General features: G+C 58.7%; 19 protein-coding genes. 11 read left to right on the forward strand and 8 right to left on the reverse strand.

What is annotated here, in order from left to right; genetic code table 11:
* Nucleotides 1-495: 495 nt before the first annotated feature.
* Nucleotides 496-1,230, reverse strand: coding sequence for a LexA family transcriptional regulator (locus PspCFBP13509_RS02085; RefSeq protein ID WP_083221282.1), 735 nt, complete (start codon nucleotides 1,228-1,230; stop codon nucleotides 496-498).
* A gap of 213 nt (nucleotides 1,231-1,443) precedes the next feature.
* On the opposite strand from PspCFBP13509_RS02085, the gene PspCFBP13509_RS02090 reads away from it, so the two are divergent.
* The 3 genes from PspCFBP13509_RS02090 (at nucleotide 1,444) to fdxA (ending at nucleotide 5,031) form a co-directional block, all read left to right on the forward strand.
* On the forward strand, nucleotides 1,444-1,770 hold the full coding sequence (locus PspCFBP13509_RS02090) for a DUF2388 domain-containing protein (RefSeq protein WP_137211495.1): 327 nt from the start codon (nucleotides 1,444-1,446) through the stop codon (nucleotides 1,768-1,770).
* A 203-nt stretch (nucleotides 1,771-1,973) separates the two neighbouring features.
* Nucleotides 1,974-4,565 carry a DNA mismatch repair protein MutS gene (gene mutS / locus PspCFBP13509_RS02095; RefSeq protein WP_065926522.1) on the forward strand — a complete coding sequence of 864 codons (2,592 nt, stop codon included), beginning with the start codon at nucleotides 1,974-1,976 and terminating at the stop codon, nucleotides 4,563-4,565.
* Between the two features lie 142 nt (nucleotides 4,566-4,707).
* Nucleotides 4,708-5,031, forward strand: coding sequence for a ferredoxin FdxA (gene fdxA, locus PspCFBP13509_RS02100; RefSeq protein ID WP_027604581.1), 324 nt, complete (start codon nucleotides 4,708-4,710; stop codon nucleotides 5,029-5,031).
* 496 nt (nucleotides 5,032-5,527) lie between these two features.
* Here fdxA and apbC read toward each other — a convergent pair whose 3' ends face one another.
* Entirely contained in the window at nucleotides 5,528-6,622 is a 1,095-nt protein-coding gene (apbC, locus tag PspCFBP13509_RS02105; protein WP_027604582.1) for an iron-sulfur cluster carrier protein ApbC, read from the reverse strand.
* Between the two features lie 172 nt (nucleotides 6,623-6,794).
* On the opposite strand from apbC, the gene metG reads away from it, so the two are divergent.
* The 4 genes from metG to PspCFBP13509_RS02125 all read left to right on the forward strand — a co-directional run bounded on the left by metG (nucleotide 6,795) and on the right by PspCFBP13509_RS02125 (nucleotide 10,987).
* On the forward strand, nucleotides 6,795-8,846 hold the full coding sequence (gene metG / locus PspCFBP13509_RS02110; RefSeq protein WP_065926523.1) for a methionine--tRNA ligase: 2,052 nt from the start codon (nucleotides 6,795-6,797) through the stop codon (nucleotides 8,844-8,846).
* Between the two features lie 114 nt (nucleotides 8,847-8,960).
* Nucleotides 8,961-9,923 (forward strand): electron transport complex subunit RsxB, encoded by a 963-nt coding sequence (gene rsxB, locus PspCFBP13509_RS02115; RefSeq protein ID WP_065926524.1) that lies wholly within the window; start codon nucleotides 8,961-8,963, stop codon nucleotides 9,921-9,923.
* 135 nt (nucleotides 9,924-10,058) lie between these two features.
* The gene (gene nth, locus PspCFBP13509_RS02120) at nucleotides 10,059-10,697 is read left to right on the forward strand and encodes an endonuclease III (RefSeq protein WP_074844074.1); all 639 of its coding nucleotides are present in this window, start codon (nucleotides 10,059-10,061) and stop codon (nucleotides 10,695-10,697) included.
* Between the two features lie 107 nt (nucleotides 10,698-10,804).
* Entirely contained in the window at nucleotides 10,805-10,987 is a 183-nt protein-coding gene (locus tag PspCFBP13509_RS02125) for a PA3496 family putative envelope integrity protein (RefSeq protein WP_027604586.1), read from the forward strand.
* Nucleotides 10,988-11,071: 84 nt separating this feature from the next.
* On the opposite strand, the gene PspCFBP13509_RS02130 is transcribed toward PspCFBP13509_RS02125, so the two are convergent.
* From PspCFBP13509_RS02130 to PspCFBP13509_RS02140, 3 genes are all read right to left on the reverse strand, one after another.
* Nucleotides 11,072-11,704, reverse strand: coding sequence for a response regulator transcription factor (locus tag PspCFBP13509_RS02130; protein WP_027604587.1), 633 nt, complete (start codon nucleotides 11,702-11,704; stop codon nucleotides 11,072-11,074).
* Nucleotides 11,705-12,292: 588 nt separating this feature from the next.
* Nucleotides 12,293-13,510, reverse strand: a complete 1,218-nt coding sequence (locus PspCFBP13509_RS02135; RefSeq protein WP_012722490.1) for an argininosuccinate synthase — start codon at nucleotides 13,508-13,510, stop codon at nucleotides 12,293-12,295.
* A 129-nt stretch (nucleotides 13,511-13,639) separates the two neighbouring features.
* Nucleotides 13,640-14,548, reverse strand: coding sequence for a flagellar protein MotY (locus PspCFBP13509_RS02140; RefSeq protein ID WP_137211496.1), 909 nt, complete (start codon nucleotides 14,546-14,548; stop codon nucleotides 13,640-13,642).
* 156 nt (nucleotides 14,549-14,704) lie between these two features.
* Here PspCFBP13509_RS02140 and pyrC point away from each other — a divergent pair, with 156 nt between their 5' ends.
* Both pyrC and rnt read left to right on the forward strand, forming a co-directional pair.
* Nucleotides 14,705-15,751 carry a dihydroorotase gene (gene pyrC, locus PspCFBP13509_RS02145; protein ID WP_027604589.1) on the forward strand — a complete coding sequence of 349 codons (1,047 nt, stop codon included), beginning with the start codon at nucleotides 14,705-14,707 and terminating at the stop codon, nucleotides 15,749-15,751.
* Complete coding sequence (rnt, locus tag PspCFBP13509_RS02150; RefSeq protein ID WP_027604590.1) at nucleotides 15,748-16,422, forward strand: ribonuclease T; 675 nt, start codon at nucleotides 15,748-15,750, stop codon at nucleotides 16,420-16,422. The genes pyrC and rnt overlap by 4 nt, the downstream gene beginning before the upstream one ends.
* A gap of 65 nt (nucleotides 16,423-16,487) precedes the next feature.
* Here rnt and PspCFBP13509_RS02155 read toward each other — a convergent pair whose 3' ends face one another.
* Complete coding sequence (locus PspCFBP13509_RS02155) at nucleotides 16,488-17,090, reverse strand: peroxiredoxin (protein WP_003172097.1); 603 nt, start codon at nucleotides 17,088-17,090, stop codon at nucleotides 16,488-16,490.
* Nucleotides 17,091-17,334: 244 nt separating this feature from the next.
* On the opposite strand from PspCFBP13509_RS02155, the gene PspCFBP13509_RS02160 reads away from it, so the two are divergent.
* Nucleotides 17,335-17,553 (forward strand): bacterioferritin-associated ferredoxin, encoded by a 219-nt coding sequence (locus PspCFBP13509_RS02160; RefSeq protein WP_074844072.1) that lies wholly within the window; start codon nucleotides 17,335-17,337, stop codon nucleotides 17,551-17,553.
* Between the two features lie 201 nt (nucleotides 17,554-17,754).
* Nucleotides 17,755-18,225, forward strand: a complete 471-nt coding sequence (bfr, locus tag PspCFBP13509_RS02165) for a bacterioferritin (protein WP_012722487.1) — start codon at nucleotides 17,755-17,757, stop codon at nucleotides 18,223-18,225.
* A 71-nt stretch (nucleotides 18,226-18,296) separates the two neighbouring features.
* On the opposite strand, the gene grxD is transcribed toward bfr, so the two are convergent.
* Nucleotides 18,297-18,635 (reverse strand): Grx4 family monothiol glutaredoxin, encoded by a 339-nt coding sequence (gene grxD, locus PspCFBP13509_RS02170; protein WP_027604591.1) that lies wholly within the window; start codon nucleotides 18,633-18,635, stop codon nucleotides 18,297-18,299.
* An 86-nt stretch (nucleotides 18,636-18,721) separates the two neighbouring features.
* Complete coding sequence (locus PspCFBP13509_RS02175) at nucleotides 18,722-20,830, reverse strand: molybdopterin oxidoreductase family protein (protein ID WP_137211497.1); 2,109 nt, start codon at nucleotides 20,828-20,830, stop codon at nucleotides 18,722-18,724.
* Nucleotides 20,831-20,954 lie beyond the last annotated feature (124 nt).

Consider the following 20,954-nt stretch of genomic DNA (forward strand, 5'->3'; position numbering starts at 1 on the left):
CCAGCGTCGATCTTTCGGCGCTACTGGCGCGGTACGGATCTTTCCTCGATGTTTTTCCGACCACGATCCCTGTCTGCCGGATAACTGCTTCTGGTGCTTTACGCTGCACACCCGGGTCAGTTGCCAACCCTCTGAACCGTTAAGGCCGGTTCATCGCTGCCTGTCGCTGAAGCGGTGTCACTAAAGAGCGTCGGCATCCTTGCCGGTGTTGCCTGGCATCCCTGCCATCGCTCTGATGGCGTCCTTGCCGATGTTGCGTGCCTTCCTTGTCTTCCTTGTCTTCCTTGGCAGCATCCTTGCCGCCTCCACCAGGCCTTGTTGGCTGGCTTGAGATGAAGGATATGCATGTATGCATATACAGTCAATGCACAAATGCATTTATTTCACCAAGCTAATGCACTGGTGCACTTCATGCCTTGCGGGCAAAGGGTTTGGCGATTTTCCACGGGCGAAAAAAAGCCCGCTCGATGGCGGGCTCTCTCTTACGCAAGGAGGTTAACGGGCGTACATCCCCCACCAGAACACATGACCGAGGATGCTGATCTGCTCATCCTGGATATCCTGGAAGCTGTAGTCCTCATCCGGGTGTTCATCGCGATTGAAACTGCGCAGGCGAATCCCGGAAGGCAGGCGATAGAGCTGTTTAACCCGCAGCTGGCCATTGTGATTGATGGCATACAAGTCGCCATCGACGATGTCGCCGATGCCACTTTTGCCAGCATTCACGCCGACCGTCGCGCCGTCGCGCAGTACCGGCAACATACTGTTGCCGCGCACCGTCACACACTTGGCCTGGTCGAACTGCACACCGTTATGTCGCAGGCTGCGCTTTCCAAAACGCAGGCTGGCCTTCTCGCTTTCCTCGATGACGAATCTTCCTGATCCAGCAGCCAATTCAACCTCGCGCAGAAAGGGGATCGACACCTCGTCATCATTAACGGGGGTGTCATCGTCCCACAGGCTTATATCCTTGAGTTCCGAATGCGTCGGGTCGCGCCCGTCATCGCGCAACGCCCCCACCGCCGCACGCCCGCGCAGTTGATCGGTGCTGACGCGGAAGTACTCGGCGATACGCGAGATGTGTTTATCCGACGGATCAACGATCTTGCCGCTGAGAATCCGGGACAACGTGGATTGAGGCACGCCAGTACGCCGGTGAAGCTCCGTGGGGGAGATCCGGTCGCGGTCCAGCAGTTCTCTTAAGACGATAGAAACGTTGCGTTTTTGCATAGCGGCGATAGTGACGGGAGTTTTTGGGGTTGGCAAATGCTAATTTGCATCATTCATGCATTAATTATGCACTCGCAATACCTTTCAGTGGACCTGCTTCAATCGAAAGCGCATCTTCAGCGCGGGATTCATTGTGCTCGGCAGCGCCTTATATCTGCAAAGGGACCGCCTCTGCTATCGTGCGGCCTCTCACAGAAATGGAAGCATCGAAGAATGGGCTCATGGAAGACGCTGGCGATCGCTGCCGTGGCAGTGATCGGCAACCCGGTAGCGGCGGCTGAAAACGCCAACCCTTTCGATAAAGTGCTGATGTACACGACGTTCGTGCCCACCATCCTGATTGGGGGAGCCAGCGTTCTCACGACCGATGCGCCAAAGCTTTTCACATCCTCCAAAACCGATGCCCTCGCCTTTATCGGTTCGGACGGCGAGATCCGCGGTGCTGAGTTCGAACAGGCATCTCGGTACTATCGCGCGACCTACGCCTCGCCTCTTATGTCCGACATGCAACTGGCCAAGGCGATCGCCTCATCGTACTGAGGGAGGCATTTTCGGCTGCGCGCCAATAGCGACACGTCCCTGCGCATTTAAACAAATGCGCCATCCCACTTTGCGTTTTACCTATCCGTTTGCGACCTGCGAAGGGCCGACCTCGCGTGTTAACCTTGCGGCCATTGCAAAATCAGCAGGGCCGAGTGCCCCACCTTTGCCCCACTCCTTTCAACGAATTTGCCTATTATCCAATGAGTAAAAACACGTCCGATCTGTCCTCTCACACCCCGATGATGCAGCAGTACTGGCGCCTGAAAAACCAGCACCCTGATCAGTTGATGTTCTATCGCATGGGCGACTTCTACGAGATCTTCTATGAAGACGCGAAGAAGGCCGCCAAGTTGCTGGACATCACCTTGACCGCGCGCGGGCAGTCGGCGGGGCAGTCGATTCCGATGTGCGGGATCCCTTATCACTCGCTGGAGGGTTACCTGGTCAAGCTGGTGAAGCTGGGCGAATCGGTGGTGATCTGCGAGCAGATCGGCGATCCGGCCACCAGCAAGGGCCCGGTGGAACGCCAGGTGGTGCGCATTATTACGCCGGGGACGGTGAGTGATGAGGCGCTGCTGGATGAGCGTCGCGATAACCTGATCGCTGCGGTGCTGGGCGATGAGCGCTTGTTCGGGCTTTCGGTACTGGACATCACCAGCGGCAATTTCAGCGTGCTGGAGATCAAGGGCTGGGAAAACCTGCTGGCGGAGCTGGAGCGCATCAATCCGGTGGAGTTGTTGATCCCGGATGATTGGCCGAAGGATCTGCCTGCGGAAAAACGCCGTGGGACCAAGCGTCGCGCGCCGTGGGATTTCGAGCGTGACTCGGCACTGAAAAGTCTATGCCAGCAGTTCTCGGTGCAGGACCTTAAAGGCTTCGGTTGCGAAACCCTGACCCTGGCCATCGGCGCTGCGGGTTGCCTGCTCAGCTATGCCAAGGAAACCCAACGCACCGCCCTGCCGCATTTGCGCAGCCTGCGCCATGAGCGCCTGGACGACACCGTGGTGCTCGATGGCGCGAGCCGTCGCAACCTGGAACTGGACACCAACCTGTCCGGCGGGCGTGACAACACCCTGCAATCGGTGGTCGATCGCTGCCAAACTGCCATGGGCAGCCGTCTGCTGACCCGCTGGTTGAACCGTCCGTTGCGGGATTTGACGGTGCTGCAGGCGCGCCAGACGTCGATTACCTGCCTGCTGGACGGCTATCGCTTTGAAAAGCTGCAGCCGCAGCTGAAGGAAATCGGCGACATCGAGCGCATCCTGGCGCGGATCGGCCTGCGCAATGCGCGACCCCGTGACCTGGCGCGTCTGCGCGATGCCCTCAGCGCCCTGCCGCAACTGCAAGTGGCAATGACCGAACTGGATACGCCGCACCTGCAACAGCTCGCCGTAACGGCCGGTACCTACCCGGAACTGGCAGCGCTGTTGGAAAAGGCCATTATCGACAACCCGCCGGCGATCATCCGTGACGGCGGCGTGCTCAAGACCGGCTACGACAGCGAACTGGACGAACTGCAGTCCCTGAGCGAAAACGCCGGGCAGTTCCTGATCGACCTGGAAGCCCGCGAAAAAGCTCGCACCGGCCTGGCCAACCTGAAGGTGGGCTACAACCGCGTGCATGGCTACTTTATCGAGTTGCCGAGTAAGCAGGCCGAGTCGGCGCCCATCGACTATCAACGCCGCCAGACACTCAAAGGTGCCGAGCGTTTTATCACCCCGGAGCTGAAGGAGTTTGAAGACAAGGCGCTGTCGGCCAAGAGCCGTGCCCTGGCCCGGGAAAAGATGCTCTACGAGGCGTTGCTGGAAGACTTGATCAGCCAGTTGGCGCCGCTGCAGGACACCGCCGCCGCCCTGGCGGAGCTGGATGTGCTGAGCAACCTCGCCGAACGGGCGCTGAATCTCGACCTGAACTGCCCACGGTTTGTCAGCGAGCCGTGCATGCGCATCGTGCAGGGGCGCCACCCGGTGGTGGAGCAGGTGCTGACCACGCCGTTCGTCGCCAACGACCTGTCGCTGGACGACGATACCCGCATGTTGGTGATCACCGGTCCGAACATGGGTGGTAAATCCACCTACATGCGTCAAACCGCCTTGATCGTACTGCTGGCGCATATCGGCAGCTTTGTGCCAGCGGCCAGTTGTGAATTGTCCCTGGTAGACCGCATCTTCACCCGGATCGGCTCCAGCGATGACCTGGCCGGTGGCCGTTCGACCTTTATGGTGGAAATGAGCGAGACCGCGAATATCCTGCACAACGCCACCGAGCGCAGCCTGGTGCTGATGGACGAAGTGGGTCGCGGCACCAGTACGTTTGACGGCCTGTCCCTGGCATGGGCGGCGGCCGAACGGTTGGCGCATCTGCGTGCCTATACGCTATTTGCCACCCACTACTTCGAACTGACGGTGCTGCCGGAAAGCGAGCCGCTGGTGGCCAACGTGCATCTGAATGCCACCGAGCACAACGAGCGCATCGTATTCCTGCACCACGTGCTGCCAGGGCCGGCCAGCCAGAGTTACGGGCTGGCCGTGGCGCAATTGGCCGGCGTGCCGAACGACGTGATCACCCGTGCCCGCGAGCACCTCAGCCGCCTGGAAACCACGGCCCTGCCCCATGAAACCGTGGTGGCCAGCCCTGCCAAGGCCAGCCGCAAACCTGCTGCGCCGCACCAGAGCGATATGTTCGCCAGCCTGCCCCATCCGGTGCTGGATGAATTGGCAAAGCTTGACCTGGACGACTTGACGCCGCGAAAAGCGCTGGAAATGTTATATGCACTGAAGACTCGGATATAACGCTCACGCTTGCAAGCTGATAGACTCTCGCGCGGTTTGGGATGCTGCTGGCTCTTAGCCTGGCCTGCAGACTATCGCTCCCGAACCTCGCGAGCCCTACCACAAAGGGTTTCGCTGCCGCCGCCTGAGGAGAGAATTAGAAATGACCTTCGTCGTCACCGACAACTGCATCAAGTGCAAGTACACCGACTGCGTAGAAGTGTGTCCGGTGGACTGCTTCTACGAAGGCCCGAACTTCCTGGTCATCCACCCGGACGAGTGCATTGACTGCGCCCTGTGTGAACCTGAATGCCCGGCCGTCGCCATTTTCTCCGAGGACGAAGTCCCGGCGGGCATGGAACAGTTCATTCAGTTGAACGTTGAATTGGCTGAAATCTGGCCAAACATCACCGAGAAGAAAGACTCGTTGCCGGATGCCGCCGAATGGGATGGCAAACCCAACAAGATTGAGCAACTAGAGCGCTAAAAGCGCCGCTGCCCAACAAAAAAAGGCCCTTCAAGGGCCTTTTTTGCGTTCCGGGGAACGCATTCACTTTTCTATAGACGAAAAAAGGGGCGGTATGACCCGCCCACATTTTTTCCCTAGTCCCTGTGTTCCTTTTCATCATCCTGATGAATCGCATCCTGCGACGTTCCTTCAACCATCGTTCCTTGATGGCTGTGTCAATCCGTGGACACAGGGCTGATGTTAGAGAGTTCCGAGGGAAGTTCAACGGGATCCAAACTTGGCACTGACAGTTTCCAGCGCCCAGACAAAGATAAATAATTGTTATATTTCAATTAGATAGAAAACTCCCTCAAGGATTAGAGACGCACCCCCCCGGCAAAAAAACCAAACACTTACGAGAAAGTAAGCGAATGCTTACGCGCGCCATTGCGTAAAAGCGTAAAAGAAACCCATTGACCGATCTCCAGACAAGAAAAAGCCCCGACAAGTCGAGGCTTCTTGTCCTTCAGCGAGTTCAGTCGTCGCTGACCGTAATGGTCGGCATTGCCGGGGCCGCCGCTTCCTGCAGGACGATCCGGGCGCCCACATGGCGAGCCAATTCCTGGTAGATCATGGCGATCTGGCCATCGGGCTCTGCCGCTACGGTGGGCTTGCCGCCGTCGGCCTGTTCACGAATGCCCATCGACAATGGCAACGAGGCCAGTAGTTCAACGCCGTACTGGGTCGCCAGCTTCTCGCCACCGCCTTCACCAAACAGATGCTCTGCGTGGCCGCAGTTGGAGCAGATGTGCACCGCCATGTTCTCCACCACACCCAGCACCGGAATGTTGACCTTGCGGAACATCTCCACGCCCTTCCTGGCGTCCAGCAACGCCAGGTCCTGGGGCGTGGTCACGATCACCGAGCCGGCCACCGGGACTTTCTGTGCCAGGGTCAGTTGGATATCGCCGGTGCCTGGCGGCATGTCGATCACCAGGTAATCCAGGTCGCCCCAGGCGGTCTGGGTGACCAACTGCAGCAACGCGCCGGAGACCATCGGCCCGCGCCACACCATCGGCGTGTTGTCATCGGTCAGGAACGCCATGGACATGACCTCCACGCCCATGGACTCGATCGGCACGAACCACTTCTGGTCCTTGACCTTCGGCCGCGTGCCTTCGGCGATGCCGAACATCACGCCCTGGCTCGGGCCGTAGATATCGGCGTCGAGAATACCCACGCGCGCGCCTTCACGGGCCAGGGCCAGGGCCAGGTTGGCTGCGGTGGTGGATTTGCCCACGCCGCCCTTGCCGGAAGCGACTGCCACCACGTTCTTGACGTTGGCCAGGCCCGGGATCTGCGCCTGGGCCTTGTGCGGGGCGATCACGCACTGGATGTCGACCTTGGCGGCACGCACACCATCAAGGCCTTCGATGGCCATTTGCAGCATCTGCGCCCAACCGCTCTTGAACAGGCCGGCGGCATAACCCAGCTCCAGTTGGACCGAAACCTGGTCACCCTGGACCTCGATGGCGCGTACACAGCCGGCGCTGACCGGATCCTGGTTCAAATAGGGGTCGGTGTACTGGCGAAGAACGGCTTCCACCGCTGCGCGATTGACGGCGCTCATGGGCAACTCCCGAAAAAAGACTGACTGAAACAGGCGGCTATCCTAACCGTTCCAGCAGCGTTACGGCATGCTTTCGCAGGTGCGGAAGATTCTGAAACAGCACCACGGGGTGAAATAAATTTCCCGGCGCTTTATAGTGGCCGACCTCCGTTTCATCAAGTAGCCGAGCCCCATGTCCGAGCCACGCAAGATCCTCGTCACCAGCGCCCTGCCCTATGCCAATGGTTCCATCCATCTTGGCCATATGCTTGAGTACATCCAGACCGATATGTGGGTGCGCTTCCAGAAGCATCGCGGCAATCAATGCATCTATGTCTGCGCGGACGACGCCCACGGTTCGGCCATCATGCTGCGCGCCGAAAAGGAAGGCATCACCCCGGAACAGCTGATCGCCAATGTGCAGGCTGAACACAGCGCCGACTTTGCCGAGTTCCTGGTGGATTTCGACAACTTCCACTCGACCCACTCCGCCGAAAACCGTGAGCTGTCGAGCCAGATCTACCTGCGTTTGAAGGACGCCGGGCACATTGCCACGCGCTCGATCACGCAGTATTTCGACCCGGAAAAGAAAATGTTCCTGGCCGACCGCTTCATCAAGGGCACCTGCCCGAAATGCGGCACTGAAGACCAGTACGGCGACAACTGCGAAAAATGCGGTGCCACCTACGCACCGACTGACCTTAAGAACCCGCGCTCGGCTATCTCCGGCGCCATCCCGGTACTCAAGGATTCCCAGCACTTCTTCTTCAAGCTCCCGGATTTCCAGCAGATGCTGCAAACCTGGACCCGCAGCGGCACCCTGCAGGACGCCGTGGCCAACAAGATCGCCGAATGGCTGGATGCAGGCCTGCAACAGTGGGACATCTCCCGCGATGCGCCGTACTTCGGCTTCGAGATCCCAGGCGAGCCCGGCAAATACTTCTATGTATGGCTGGACGCGCCGATCGGCTACATGGCCAGCTTCAAGAACCTCTGCGACCGTACGCCGGAGCTGGACTTCGATGCGTTCTGGGGCAAGGACTCCACCGCCGAGCTGTACCACTTCATCGGCAAGGACATCGTCAACTTCCACGCCCTGTTCTGGCCAGCCATGCTCGAAGGTTCGGGCTACCGCAAGCCAACCGGCATCGCGGTACACGGCTACCTGACGGTCAATGGCCAGAAGATGTCCAAGTCCCGTGGCACCTTTATCAAGGCACGCACCTACCTGGACCACCTGTCGCCGGAATACCTGCGCTACTACTACGCCTCCAAGCTGGGCCGTGGCGTCGACGACCTGGACCTGAACCTGGAAGACTTCGTCCAGAAGGTCAACTCGGACCTGGTTGGCAAGGTGGTCAACATCGCCAGCCGCTGCGCCGGTTTTATCCACAAAGGCAACGCCGGCCTGCTGGTGGCCGAGAACGCCGCGCCGGAACTGACCGACGCGTTCCTGGCTGCCGCCCCAAGCATCGCCGACGCCTATGAAGCCCGCGACTTTGCCCGCGCCATGCGCGAGATCATGGGCCTGGCCGACCGCGCCAACGCCTGGATTGCCGACAAGGCGCCCTGGTCGCTGAACAAGCAGGAAGGCAAGCAGGACGAGGTCCAGGCGATCTGCGCCACCGGCGTCAACCTGTTCCGCCAGCTGGTGATCTTCCTCAAGCCCGTGCTGCCATTGCTGGCCGCCGACGCCGAGGCGTTCCTCAATGTCGCGCCGCTGACCTGGAACGACCACGCCACGTTGCTCAGCAACCATCAGTTGAATGAATTCAAGCCTCTGATGACCCGCATCGACCCGGTCAAGGTCCAGGCCATGACCGACGCATCTAAAGAAGACCTGGCTGCCAGCCAGACCGATACCGGCGAATCGAAACCGGCCGGTAACGGCGAGTTGGCCAAGGACCCGCTTTCCCCGGAAATCGACTTTGACGCCTTTGCTGCCGTGGACCTGCGCGTGGCGCTGATCATCAAGGCCGAAGCCGTGGAAGGGGCCGACAAACTGCTGCGCCTGACCCTGGATATTGGTGACGAACAACGCAACGTGTTCTCCGGAATCAAGAGCGCCTATCCGGACCCATCCAAGCTCAATGGTCGCCTGACCATGATGATTGCCAACCTCAAGCCGCGGAAAATGAAGTTCGGTATCTCCGAAGGCATGGTGATGGCGGCTGGCCCTGGCGGCGAAGAGATCTACCTGCTGAGCCCGGACAGCGGCGCCAAGCCGGGTCAACGTATCAAGTAAGCGCTGCAAAACAGCCCTGTCGTTTCGGCGACGGGGCTTTTCAACTAGTCCCCCCTTCTCGCTTGCCGGATAATCAAACCCTGTTTGTTCAACCGGCACGCCAATGATCACTCCATGAATCTGATTCAACGTATCGACGCGCTGCTGCCGCAGACACAATGCGGCAAGTGTGGGCACCCGGGCTGCAAGCCTTACGCCGAGGGTATCGCGCGGGGCGAGGCAATCAACAAATGCCCACCCGGAGGACAGGAGACGATCACCGGCCTTGCGCTATTACTGCGTGTACCCATTCTGGAGCTGGATACCAGCCGTGGGGACGCCCCGGCCCAGGTCGCCTACATCCGCGAGGCCGAGTGCATCGGCTGCACCAAATGCATCCAGGCCTGCCCGGTGGACGCGATTGTCGGCGCCGCCAAGTTGATGCACACCGTTATCATCGATGAGTGCACCGGTTGCGACCTGTGCGTCGCGCCCTGCCCCGTCGACTGCATTGAGTTACGCCCACTGGTCACAGGGCTGCCGATCGTCGGCGGCCTGGCAGCGAACGAAAACGAACGCCGTGAACGAGATTTCAAGCGCGACCGTGCCCGGCAACGCTTTGAACAACGCAATGCGCGCCTGCAACGGGAAGAAGAGCACAGGATTGCCCAACGTGTGGCGCGGCCTCAGCGTTCAGCACCAACTCCCCCTTTGCCACTTGACGCAGCGCGAGCCGCCCAGGATGCGGAGGTGAAAAAAGCCAAGATCAATGTGGCCATGAGCCGCGCCCAATTGCACAAATCCTTGCAGGCTTTTGGGCACCCGCCGACCTTTGAACAACAATCCCAACTGATCGCCCTGCAACAGCAGTTCGAGGCAGCGGAGCAGGCGTTGGCAGCCCTGGGCCAGCATCACACACCCGCGACACCGCTGCCTGCCGTCAACAACGCCGACCTCAAGCGCGCCAAAATCCAATTGGCGATGCGCCGGGCCGAGTTGAAGAAAGCCCTCGACCAACAGGCGGATCCGCAACAATTAGCCGACGCGCAACACAAGCTCGATGATGCGCAGCGCCAAGTAGACGCCCATGGCACATGACTGATAATACTGGGGGTTGTTACAGTCCATCGCCGACACCACATTGATATCGTCGGCTTGTCCTGCTCGCAGGACTCCAGGCCTGGACCCACTATTCGAAACTACGCTGACTGCCCGAAAGGAACCTTCCGCCCCATGAACGCCGCAAAACGCCTGGAAATTTTTCGCAGGCTTCACGAAGACAATCCGGAACCCAAGACCGAACTGGCCTACTCCTCGCCGTTCGAGTTACTGATTGCAGTGATCCTGTCGGCCCAATCCACGGACGTCGGCGTCAACAAGGCCACGGCCAGGCTGTATCCCGTGGCAAACACGCCAGAGGCGATTTACGCCCTGGGCGTGGACGGGTTATCGGAGTACATCAAGACCATCGGCCTCTACAACAGCAAGGCCAAGAATGTCATCGAGACCTGCCGCTTGCTGATAGAACGGCACAATAGCGAAGTGCCAGAAACCCGCGAAGCACTGGAAGCCCTGCCGGGGGTGGGCCGTAAAACCGCTAACGTGGTGCTCAACACCGCATTCAGGCAACTCACCATGGCCGTGGATACCCATATTTTTCGGGTCAGTAATCGAACCGGAATAGCCCGCGGCAAGAACGTGGTCGAAGTGGAAAAGCAGCTCATGAAGTTCGTGCCCAAACCGTACCTGCTTGACTCCCACCATTGGCTGATCCTGCACGGACGCTATGTTTGCCAGGCCCGCAAGCCGCGCTGCGGCAGCTGCCGCATTGAAGACCTGTGCGAATACAAGGGCAAGACGTCGGACGATTGAGGGCTCATTGGTTTTCTCGATCAGTCGATTGAAAAAATCTTTTTTACCCATTCATGGATTATCGTTATAAGGAGCGCCAACGGCAGTCTTACTCCGGAGTTAACGTTATGAGCACTGACAAAGAACAGTTGGATGTGGAAGACGACCTCGTTGAATCGGAGGACGATGGCGTGGAAGCACCTGTGGCGGAGGTCGCCAAGACCAATCTGAGCAAACGCCGTACTATCGACAACCTTCTGGAAGAACGACGCTTGCAAAAACAACTGGCCGACTACGACTTCGACCTCTGATCAAGCGGTCGACGGCCGGAAGCCTCCCTGTCGGAGGCTTTTTTCTGCCGGTTGTGCGGCCTATGCGCAGTGCTGTGCCCTCACCTATACCAAGCCGTTACGCTGGGCCAGCTCGATCAAGTCCACGAGAGAGCGGGCATTGAGCTTGAGCAGCAGACGAGTCTTGTAGGTGCTGACGGTCTTGTTGCTGAGAAACATACCGTCGGCAATCTCCTTGTTGGTCCTGCCCCGGGCCAACTGCTGCAACACCATCATCTCCCGGCCGGACAGACGCTCGACCATATCGGCCTCACTGGCATTGCCCATGGTGGAGCGTACCGAGTTGAGTGCCTGGTTTGGGAAATAGCTGTAGCCCGACAACACCGCCTTGATCGCGCTGAGCAATTCAGTCAGGTCCTGTTGCTTGCACACATAGCCAGCAGCACCCGCCTGCATGCAACGCATCGAAAAGTGACCTGGAGCCTGGGAGGTGAGCACCAGGACCTTGAACGGGACAGCCTGCTTGGTAGACGAAAGTCGGCAAATAACTTCCAGGCCATCGAGCTTGGGAATCCCAATATCCAGTATGACAATGTCCGGCATATGCTCCCGCGCAAGTTGCAACGCATCGACACCGTTATTGGTCTCTGCAACGACCTCATAACCATGACGCTCCATTAGCATACGCACAGCAAGACGAATGACGGGATGATCATCTACGATCAGCACTTTATTCATGAGAAAGTCCAATTTCGCTGTTCGAATTATTTAGAGCAAACACAATAGCCTAGTCGTTTCCTAGTTGGCATAGCGTTCCCCCCCGAGCAACAGCAAGCAGAGACCCAACCCACAGAGATAAAGGAAACGCCCTACAAAAAAACACCGATACAGATGTTTCCAGTTTTATGAGGCCCTTCAGAACTTTCCGGGACCTCACATATTTTGAGTGAAATTTCCAGCCCCCCCAGGGGATAAGGTAAACGTGCCGCACGCAACTATCAGGAAATGCCCCTTGCCTGTCGACTGCAGGTAGCGGAGCTGGCAGAGAAAAATCGGTAGTTTCAGTTCCATTTAACATATTTACTTACATCCTTATTTCCTACAGAATTTTTGGCTTCTTACATATTCCTCGCACCTACATGAGTGAATTCTCTGTAAGACTGGTTCCTACACAAATGATAAAAAACATTCCCCCGACAAAAAACCAGCGTCCCCATCATCAAAAACACTGATTAAACAAGTTTAAAGAAAGTGGACTTAATCAAGAATTCAAGACAAAAAAATGGCCCCTTGAACAAGGGGCCATTTTTACAACCGGCTTGACACTCAGAACAACGAACGACCTTTGTTGGCAGCAATGCGCATGCGCAATGCATTCAACTTGATAAAGCCCGCTGCGTCGGCCTGGTTGTAGGCGCCGCCATCTTCTTCGAAAGTGGCGATGTTGGCGTCGAACAGCGAGTCATCCGACTTACGGCCGGTAACGATCACATTGCCCTTGTACAACTTCAGACGCACAACGCCATTCACGTGGGCCTGGGAAGCATCGATCATCTGTTGCAGCATCAGACGCTCAGGGCTCCACCAGTAGCCGGTATAGATCAGGCTGGCGTACTTGGGCATCAGCTCGTCTTTGAGGTGAGCCACTTCACGGTCCAGGGTGATGGACTCGATGGCGCGGTGGGCACGCAGCATGATGGTGCCGCCCGGGGTTTCGTAGCAGCCACGGGACTTCATGCCCACATAGCGGTTCTCGACGATGTCGAGGCGACCGATGCCGTGTTCGCCACCGATACGGTTCAGCGTCGCCAATACGGTGGCCGGGGTCATTTCGACGCCGTCCAGCGCGACGATGTCGCCATTACGGTAGGTCAGTTCCAGGTATTGCGGCTTGTCTGGAGCGTTCTCCGGGGAGACGGTCCATTTCCACATGTCTTCTTCGTGCTCGGTCCAGGTGTCTTCCAGCACGCCGCCTTCATAGGAGATGTGCAGCAGGTTGGCGTCCATCGAGTACGGGGACTTTTTCTTGCCATGACGCTCGATCGGGATCGCGTGCTTTTCAGCGTAATCCATCAGCTTTTCACGGGACAGCAGGTCCCATTCACGCCAGGGGGCAATCACTTTCACGCCGGGCTTGAGCGCGTAGGCACCCAGTTCGAAACGCACCTGGTCGTTGCCCTTGCCGGTGGCGCCATGGGAAATGGCATCAGCGCCGGTTTCGTTGGCGATTTCGATCAGGCGCTTGGCGATCAGCGGACGTGCGATGGAAGTACCCAGCAGGTACTCGCCTTCGTAGACAGTGTTGGCGCGAAACATCGGGAAGACGAAATCGCGGACGAATTCTTCGCGCAGGTCGTCAATGTAGATCTCTTTCACGCCCATGGCTTGCGCCTTGGCACGTGCAGGTTCGACCTCTTCGCCCTGACCCAGGTCAGCGGTGAAGGTCACCACTTCACAGTTATAAGTATCCTGCAGCCACTTGAGGATCACCGAAGTGTCCAGGCCGCCGGAATACGCGAGAACGACCTTGTTTACGTCGGCCATGCCATCACTCCACGGGGTTGTACGGAAAGGCGTCGATTCTACCGATCAAAACCGTGGATTTACAGGGGCGCGACAGCAAATGAAGATAAAGCGACAGATTATGTCGAGCGAGCGACCGATGGTCGCACGTCAGGAGGTGTGTGCCGGGTTGCTCGGCCCCGTGGCCTGGGGGGCCGGTTTCTCAGGGGCAGCCACGCGTTCGAGCTGAATATTCACACGGCGGTTACGGGCCCGGTTGGCGGCAGTGGTGTTGGGCGCCAAGGGGTAGCTTTCACCATGGAACCGCAGGGTGATCTGAGACTCAGGAATACCGTTGGCCTTGAAGTAGTCCATCACCGTCAGCGCACGACGGCGTGAAACATCACGGTTGCTCAGACGATTGCCGCTGTTGTCCGAGTGGCCGTTCAATTCGATATGGTTGACGGTAGGGTCCGCCTTCATGAATTCGAGAATCACCGCCAGCTTCTGCTTTGCCGCAGCGTCCAGCTCGATGCCGCCACCGGGGAAGCCCACTTCGGTCTGCTTGACCTGATCGTAATTCATCGGCAGCAACTTGGCGGTGCACAGTTGATAGTCGCTGTAGGCCTTGTTGAATTTCACCGGCAGCAGGCGAATCTCCGAATAGCCACCCTCGCGTCCATAGTGCCGCACAGTGGGCGAGCGTCCATCGAGCAAACCGTTGAAGAGACGCCCGGCCTGGGCCTGAGAGCTGTTGAACAGCACATCTCCGCTGCCGGCACGTACGGCGCCGAGATTGATGTCACCCCGACCGGGCTGCCAGGGGGCTGCGGCGGCCAACAAGGTGGCCGACCCTGCGCCCAACGACCCGTTATAGGCTTTCAGACGAAACGTCGCCTGCTCGCCGGCCCGGCGCACGAACTCACCCGAACCGAAGTCGGTGATCGGTTGGCTCAGGCGGCACTCGAACTTGTCCCCCTCTACCTTCCACTCAATGTTCTCCAGACGTGTCTGGAACGTGAGGGCCATAGCAGGCAGGCTGGCGAACACACTGAGCAGGGCTAGATAATGCTGGCGCACGGGAGGCTCCACTGGTTTCTACAACACTTCAAAGCGTCATACATCGATAAGGCATACGAAAGGCTATCGGATGCATCCTGCAAAACTTGATAGCGAGTGCCTGCAAGAGTCTTTTCCGGTAGCATTCCCACCAGATTGACCCGCCTGGAATCCCCAATGTCCGACCGCCTGACCCTGCTGCGTCCCGACGACTGGCATATTCATCTTCGCGATGGTGCTGCGTTGCCCCAAACCGTGGCCGATGTAGCGCGTACGTTTGGCCGCGCCATCATCATGCCTAACCTGGTACCACCGGTGCGTAATGCCGCCGAAGCCGACGCCTATCGCCAGCGCATCCTCGCTGCACGGCCGGCCGGCAGCCGCTTCGAACCGTTGATGGTGCTCTACCTCACCGACCGTACCCAGCCCGAAGAAATTCGCCAGGCCAAGGCCAGCGGTTTCGTGCACGCCGCCAAGCTGTACCCGGCCGGTGCGACCACCAACTCCGATTCCGGCGTGACCAGCATCGACAAGATCCTGCCGGCCATCGAAGCCATGGCCGAAGTCGGCATGCCGCTGCTGATCCACGGTGAAGTCACCCGTGGCGACGTGGACGTGTTCGATCGCGAGAAAATCTTCATCGACGAGCACATGCGCCGCGTGGTCGAGCTGTTCCCGACCCTCAAGGTGGTGTTCGAGCACATCACCACGGCCGATGCCGTGCAGTTCGTCACCGAGGCCTCGGCCAACGTCGGCGCAACCATCACCGCCCATCACCTGCTGTACAACCGCAACCACATGCTGGTGGGCGGGATTCGGCCGCACTTCTATTGCCTGCCGATCCTCAAGCGCAACACCCACCAGGTGGCCTTGCTGGATGCCGCGACCAGCGGTAATCCGAAGTTCTTCCTCGGCACCGACTCTGCGCCCCACGCCCAGCACGCCAAGGAAGCCGCGTGCGGTTGTGCCGGTTGCTACACCGCGTTTGCCGCCATCGAGTTGTATGCCGAAGCGTTCGAACAGCGCAACGCCCTGGATAAACTCGAAGGTTTCGCCAGCCTCAATGGCCCGCGATTCTATGGCCTGCCGGCGAATACCGACCGTATCACCCTGGTCCGTGAAGACTGGACTGCCCCCGCCAGCCTGCCATTTGGCGAGCTGACCGTTATCCCGCTGCGCGCCGGTGAAACACTGCGCTGGCGCCTGCTGGAGGAAAGCAAGTGAGTGAAGACCATTACGATGACGACCAGGAACACGGTGGCGGTGGTGGTTCGCGCCACCCGATGGCCGAACGTTTCCGCGGCTACCTGCCTGTCGTTGTCGACGTAGAAACCGGCGGCTTCAATTGCGCCACCGATGCACTGCTGGAAATCGCCGCAACCACTATCGGCATGGACGAACAGGGCTTTGTGTATCCGGAGCACACCCACTTCTTCCGCGTCGAGCCGTTTGAAGGTGCCAATATCGAAGCGGCAGCCCTGGAGTTCACCGGGATCAAGCTGGATCACCCCCTGCGCATGGCCGTCAGCGAAGAGGCGGCACTCACCGATATCTTCCGTGGCGTACGCAAGGCCTTGAAGGCCAACGGCTGCAAGCGCGCGATCCTGGTCGGGCATAACAGCAGCTTCGACCTGGGCTTCCTCAACGCCGCCGTGACGCGGCTGGACATGAAGCGCAATCCGTTCCACCCGTTCTCCAGTTTCGACACCGCCACCCTTGCTGGCCTGGCCTATGGCCAGACCGTCTTGGCCAAGGCCTGCCAGGCGGCCGGCATCGACTTCGACGGTCGCGAAGCCCACTCGGCCCGCTACGACACCGAGAAGACCGCCGAGCTGTTCTGCGGCATCGTCAACCGCTGGAAGCAGATGGGCGGCTGGGAAGACTTCGGCGACTGAGGTCAAATCCCGCGCATGAAAAAACCGGCCTTCTCAGGCCGGTTTTTTTGTCCCGCGAATCCGGCTTACAGCTTGCCAGCGTTCTCGGTCAGGTAAGCCGCAACGCCTTCAGGCGAAGCGTTCATGCCTTTGTCGCCTTTTTTCCAGTTGGCAGGGCAGACTTCGCCGTGCTCTTCGTGGAATTGCAGGGCGTCGACCAGGCGGATCAGCTCTTCCATGTTACGGCCCAGCGGCAGGTCGTTGATGATCTGGGAGCGTACAACGCCCTTGTCATCGATCAGGAACGCGCCACGGAAAGCCACGCCACCTTCGGACTCAACGTCGTAGGCCTTGGCGATGTCGTGCTTCATGTCGGCAGCCATGGTGTATTTGACTTTGCCGATGCCGCCATCGTTGATGGCCGTGTTGCGCCAGGCGTTGTGGGTGAAATGGGAGTCGATGGAAACGGCAACCACTTCAACGTTACGCGCCTTGAAATCGTCCATGCGGTGGTCCAGAGCGATCAGCTCCGAAGGGCAGACGAAGGTGAAGTCCAGCGGGTAGAAGAACACCAGGCCGTATTTGCCTTTGATGGCTTCAGACAGTTTGAAGCTGTCAACGATTTCGCCATTGCCGAGCACGGCAGGTACGTCGAAATCCGGGGCTTGTTTGCCGACGAGTACGCTCATTGGGTATCTCCTGATGTAAGGGTGACGATTGAAGTAAAAGGACCGGCCTTGAGTCTGCCGCATTCAAGCGACAGCCCTGTGACGCAGTCACGCTTCGTGAAGACCGACCATCATACACTGAAAAAACCGTTCGTCAGCGTGAGGGCGGTGCAGGCCAATACCCTACGAATCTACTTTGACAATCATTCTCGTTAACATTAAGATCCATCGCACTTAAGCCTTAAACCCGCGACGGTTCTCCCTTATGTATGTGTGCCTGTGTACCGGCGTCACCGACGGACAAATCCGCGAAGCAATCTATGAAGGTTGCTGCAGCTACAAGGAAGTGCGTGAAACCACCGGCGTTGCCAGTCAATGTGGTAAATGTGCTTGCCTCGCCAAGCAAGTGGTACGGGAAACCCTGACGCAGCTGCAAACAGCACAGGCCGCTGTTCCCTACTCAGCAGAATTTACACACGCCTAAATAGGCGTGTTTTGAAGAACCGGACCGAGTGTCCGGTTTTTTTATGCCTGTAATTCAATTAGTTAGCGCTAAGACGCGGAACACAAACATTCTTATTCCGATTAATTTTCATTTATTATTCAATAACTTAGGTTTGACACTAGGGTTTTCGCCGCTCAAACTCCGCCTTATACACAGCTACTACAGGGCAGGACCCCAGTCATGAAAGGCGACATCTCAGTCATCCAGCAACTCAACAAAATCCTTGCCAATGAACTGGTCGCGATCAATCAGTACTTCCTGCATGCGCGCATGTACGACGATTGGGGCCTGGAAAAGCTTGGCAAGCGTGAATACAAAGAATCCATCAAGGCCATGAAGGACGCCGACGCGCTGATCAAGCGCATCCTGTTCCTCGAAGGCCTGCCGAACGTACAGGACCTGGGCAAGCTGAACATCGGCGAGCACACCCAGGAAATGATCAGCAGCGACCTGGGCTTTGAACGCAAGAGCCACAGCGACCTCAAGGCCGCCATTGCACATTGCGAGACCAAGGGCGACTTCGGCAGCCGCGAACTGCTGGAAGACATCCTGGAAGACCAGGAAGAACATATCGACTGGCTGGAAACCCAACTGGGCCTGATCGATAAAGTCAGCCTGGAAAACTACCTGCAATCGCAGATGGGCGAATAATCCCGTCGCTCTCTCAGGTACAAAAAAGCCCCGCTCTCTCACGAGAAGCGGGGCTTTTTATCGCAGGCGAATCAAGCGTCGGTCTTGGCCGCCGCGTTTGCTGCTGCATCTTTGATCAACGCCTGCAACGAACCATCAGCTGCCATTTCGGTGATGATATCGCTACCGCCGACCAGCTCGCCGGCTACCCACAGTTGCGGGAAGGTAGGCCAGTTGGCGTACTTCGGCAGGTTGGCGCGGATTTCCGGGTTTTGCAGGATATCCACGTAAGCGAACTTCTCGCCACACTGCATAACAGCCTGGGAAGCCTTCGCGGAGAAACCGCACTGAGGAGCGTTAGGTGCGCCCTTCATGTAAAGCAGAATGGTGTTGTTGGCAATCTGCTCTTTGATCGTTTCGATGATATCCATGGAACACCTCGGCTGGAACTTTGCGACTCACAGGTCGGCACGGTGGCGCATTGTAACGCAAAATTCCAACGCGGTGCTCGGGCTCCTTATGCGGCAGCGACTTGGACAGGTACGCCATTCAATGCCGCATTGCCCGACAACTCATCCAATTGCCGCTCGTCGGTCAAGTCATTCGCGCTCGCCCCCGGTTGCTCGCTGGCGATGCTCATCTGCACCCCCGGACGGCCGTGACCCCAACCATGGGGCAGGCTGACCACGCCGGGCATCATGTCCAGGCTGGCGACCACCTCCACCTCGATCATGCCGATACGTGAACTGACGCGCACCCACTGCCCATCTGCCAACTGGCGACTGGCCAGGTCATCGGGATGCATATGCAACTGGTGCCGAGGCTTGCCCTTCACCAGCCGGTGATAGTTATGCATCCAGGAATTATTACTGCGCACATGGCGACGGCCGATCAGCAGCAACTCGTCAGCCACAGGCATCGGTTGCGCCGCAAAGCGCGCCAGATCCGCCAGAATCACTGCCGGTGCCGCCTGCACCTTGCCATCCACGGTTTTCAACCGCGCGGCGAGATTTGGCTTGAGCGGCCCCAGGTCCATGCCATGGGGATGGTCCGCCAGCTTCGCCACCGACAACTGATGGCTCGACGCATCACCATAAGCGCCGGCGCGCAGGCCGAAGTCGATCATTTGCGCAGGCGGCATGGTGGGCTTGAGCGCCATACCGGTGTGCGCAGCGAATGCCGTGGCCAGGCCGACGAAGATCTCCCAGTCATGCAACGCCCCCTCAGGCTTGGGCAGGATCGCGCGATTGAAACGGGTGACATTGCGCACGGCGAACATGTTGAACGTGGTGTCGTAGTGGTCGTTTTCCAGCGCCGAAGTGGACGGCAGGATCAGATCGGCATAACGCGTGGTCTCGTTGATATAGAGGTCGATGCTGACCATGAACTCCAAGCCGTCCAGGGCCTGCTCCAACTGGCGGCCATTGGGGGTCGACAACACCGGGTTGCCCGCCACCGTCACCAGCGCGCGGACCTGTCCTTCGCCGCCGGTGAGCATTTCTTCGGCCAATACAGACACTGGCAACTCGCCGCCGTACTCCGGGCGCCCGGACACGCGACTCTGCCAGCGATTGAAATGCCCGCCACCGGTGGACGCGACCAAGTCCACTGCCGGACTGGTGCATAACGCACCGCCTTCGCGGTCGAGGTTGCCAGTGACCAGGTTGATCAACTGCACCAGCCAATGACACAGCGTACCGAACGCCTGGGTCGACACCCCCATGCGCCCGTAGCACACCGCTTTATCCGCAGCAGCGAAATCCCGTGCCAACTGGCGAATCTGCCCGGCGGGTACGGCACACTGGCGGCTCATGGCTTCGGCGGTAAAGCCGAGGATCGCACGGCGCACATCCTCAAGGCCCTCTACCGGCAAATGACTGTCACGCGTCAGGTTCTCGGTGAACAGTGTGTTGAGTACCCCGAACAGCAACGCCGCATCCCCGCCAGGCCGCACGAACAGATGCTGATCAGCGATCGCCGCCGTCTCACTGCGCCGAGGATCGACCACCACCACCTTGCCACCCCGGGCCTGGATAGCCTTGAGACGCTTCTCCACATCGGGCACGGTCATGATGCTGCCGTTGGAGGCCAGCGGGTTGCCGCCCAGGATCAGCATGAAGTCGGTGTGGTCGATGTCCGGAATCGGCAGCAACAGGCCGTGGCCGTACATGAGGTGGCTGGTGAGGTGATGGGGCAACTGGTCTACGGAGGTGGCAGAAAATCGGTTGCGCGTCTTGAGCTGGCCGAGGAAGTAGTTGCTGTGGGTCATCAGCCCATAGTTGTGCACGCTGGGGTTGCCCTGATACACCGCCACTGCATTCTGTCCATGCCGCGCCTGGATGCCCGCCAGCCGCTCGGCGACCAGGGCAAACGCCTCATCCCACGGGATTGGCTGCCATTCGCTGCCCACCCGCAACATGGGCTGGTGCAGGCGGTCAGGATCATTCTGTATGTCCTGCAATGCCACGGCCTTGGGGCAGATATGGCCGCGACTGAAGCTGTCCAGCGTGTCGCCCTTGATCGAGGTGATCGCCAGGCTGCCGTCTTCGGCTTGGGTGGTTTCCAGGGTCAGGCCACAAATGGCTTCGCACAGGTGGCAGGCACGGTGGTGGAGAGTCTTGGTCATGGCCAGTCTCTTTATTGGGCTTTGGCCTGACTATGGGCTGTGACCATGACAGGCACCAGCATCGTTCGCCCTGTGAATCGATAGCCATCAGGCCAGGCCATGAGCAAACATGAGCAAATGTTAC

This window comes from Pseudomonas sp. CFBP13509 (assembly GCF_005233485.1).
GTDB classification, from domain to species: domain Bacteria; phylum Pseudomonadota; class Gammaproteobacteria; order Pseudomonadales; family Pseudomonadaceae; genus Aquipseudomonas; species Aquipseudomonas marginalis.

Coding starts and splice junctions, on each gene's coding strand:
- fdxA (WP_027604581.1), top strand. CDS start 4,708: ATGACCTTCGTCGTCACCGACAACTGCATCAAGTGCAAGTACACCGAC.
- PspCFBP13509_RS02135 (WP_012722490.1), bottom strand. CDS start 13,510: ATGGCCGACGTAAACAAGGTCGTTCTCGCGTATTCCGGCGGCCTGGAC.
- PspCFBP13509_RS02160 (WP_074844072.1), top strand. CDS start 17,335: ATGTATGTGTGCCTGTGTACCGGCGTCACCGACGGACAAATCCGCGAA.
- PspCFBP13509_RS02130 (WP_027604587.1), bottom strand. CDS start 11,704: ATGAATAAAGTGCTGATCGTAGATGATCATCCCGTCATTCGTCTTGCT.
- rsxB (WP_065926524.1), top strand. CDS start 8,961: ATGAATCTGATTCAACGTATCGACGCGCTGCTGCCGCAGACACAATGC.
- PspCFBP13509_RS02155 (WP_003172097.1), bottom strand. CDS start 17,090: ATGAGCGTACTCGTCGGCAAACAAGCCCCGGATTTCGACGTACCTGCC.
- PspCFBP13509_RS02090 (WP_137211495.1), top strand. CDS start 1,444: ATGGGCTCATGGAAGACGCTGGCGATCGCTGCCGTGGCAGTGATCGGC.
- grxD (WP_027604591.1), bottom strand. CDS start 18,635: ATGGATATCATCGAAACGATCAAAGAGCAGATTGCCAACAACACCATT.
- PspCFBP13509_RS02085 (WP_083221282.1), bottom strand. CDS start 1,230: ATGCAAAAACGCAACGTTTCTATCGTCTTAAGAGAACTGCTGGACCGC.
- metG (WP_065926523.1), top strand. CDS start 6,795: ATGTCCGAGCCACGCAAGATCCTCGTCACCAGCGCCCTGCCCTATGCC.
- pyrC (WP_027604589.1), top strand. CDS start 14,705: ATGTCCGACCGCCTGACCCTGCTGCGTCCCGACGACTGGCATATTCAT.
- bfr (WP_012722487.1), top strand. CDS start 17,755: ATGAAAGGCGACATCTCAGTCATCCAGCAACTCAACAAAATCCTTGCC.
- PspCFBP13509_RS02175 (WP_137211497.1), bottom strand. CDS start 20,830: ATGACCAAGACTCTCCACCACCGTGCCTGCCACCTGTGCGAAGCCATT.
- mutS (WP_065926522.1), top strand. CDS start 1,974: ATGAGTAAAAACACGTCCGATCTGTCCTCTCACACCCCGATGATGCAG.
- nth (WP_074844074.1), top strand. CDS start 10,059: ATGAACGCCGCAAAACGCCTGGAAATTTTTCGCAGGCTTCACGAAGAC.
- PspCFBP13509_RS02125 (WP_027604586.1), top strand. CDS start 10,805: ATGAGCACTGACAAAGAACAGTTGGATGTGGAAGACGACCTCGTTGAA.
- apbC (WP_027604582.1), bottom strand. CDS start 6,622: ATGAGCGCCGTCAATCGCGCAGCGGTGGAAGCCGTTCTTCGCCAGTAC.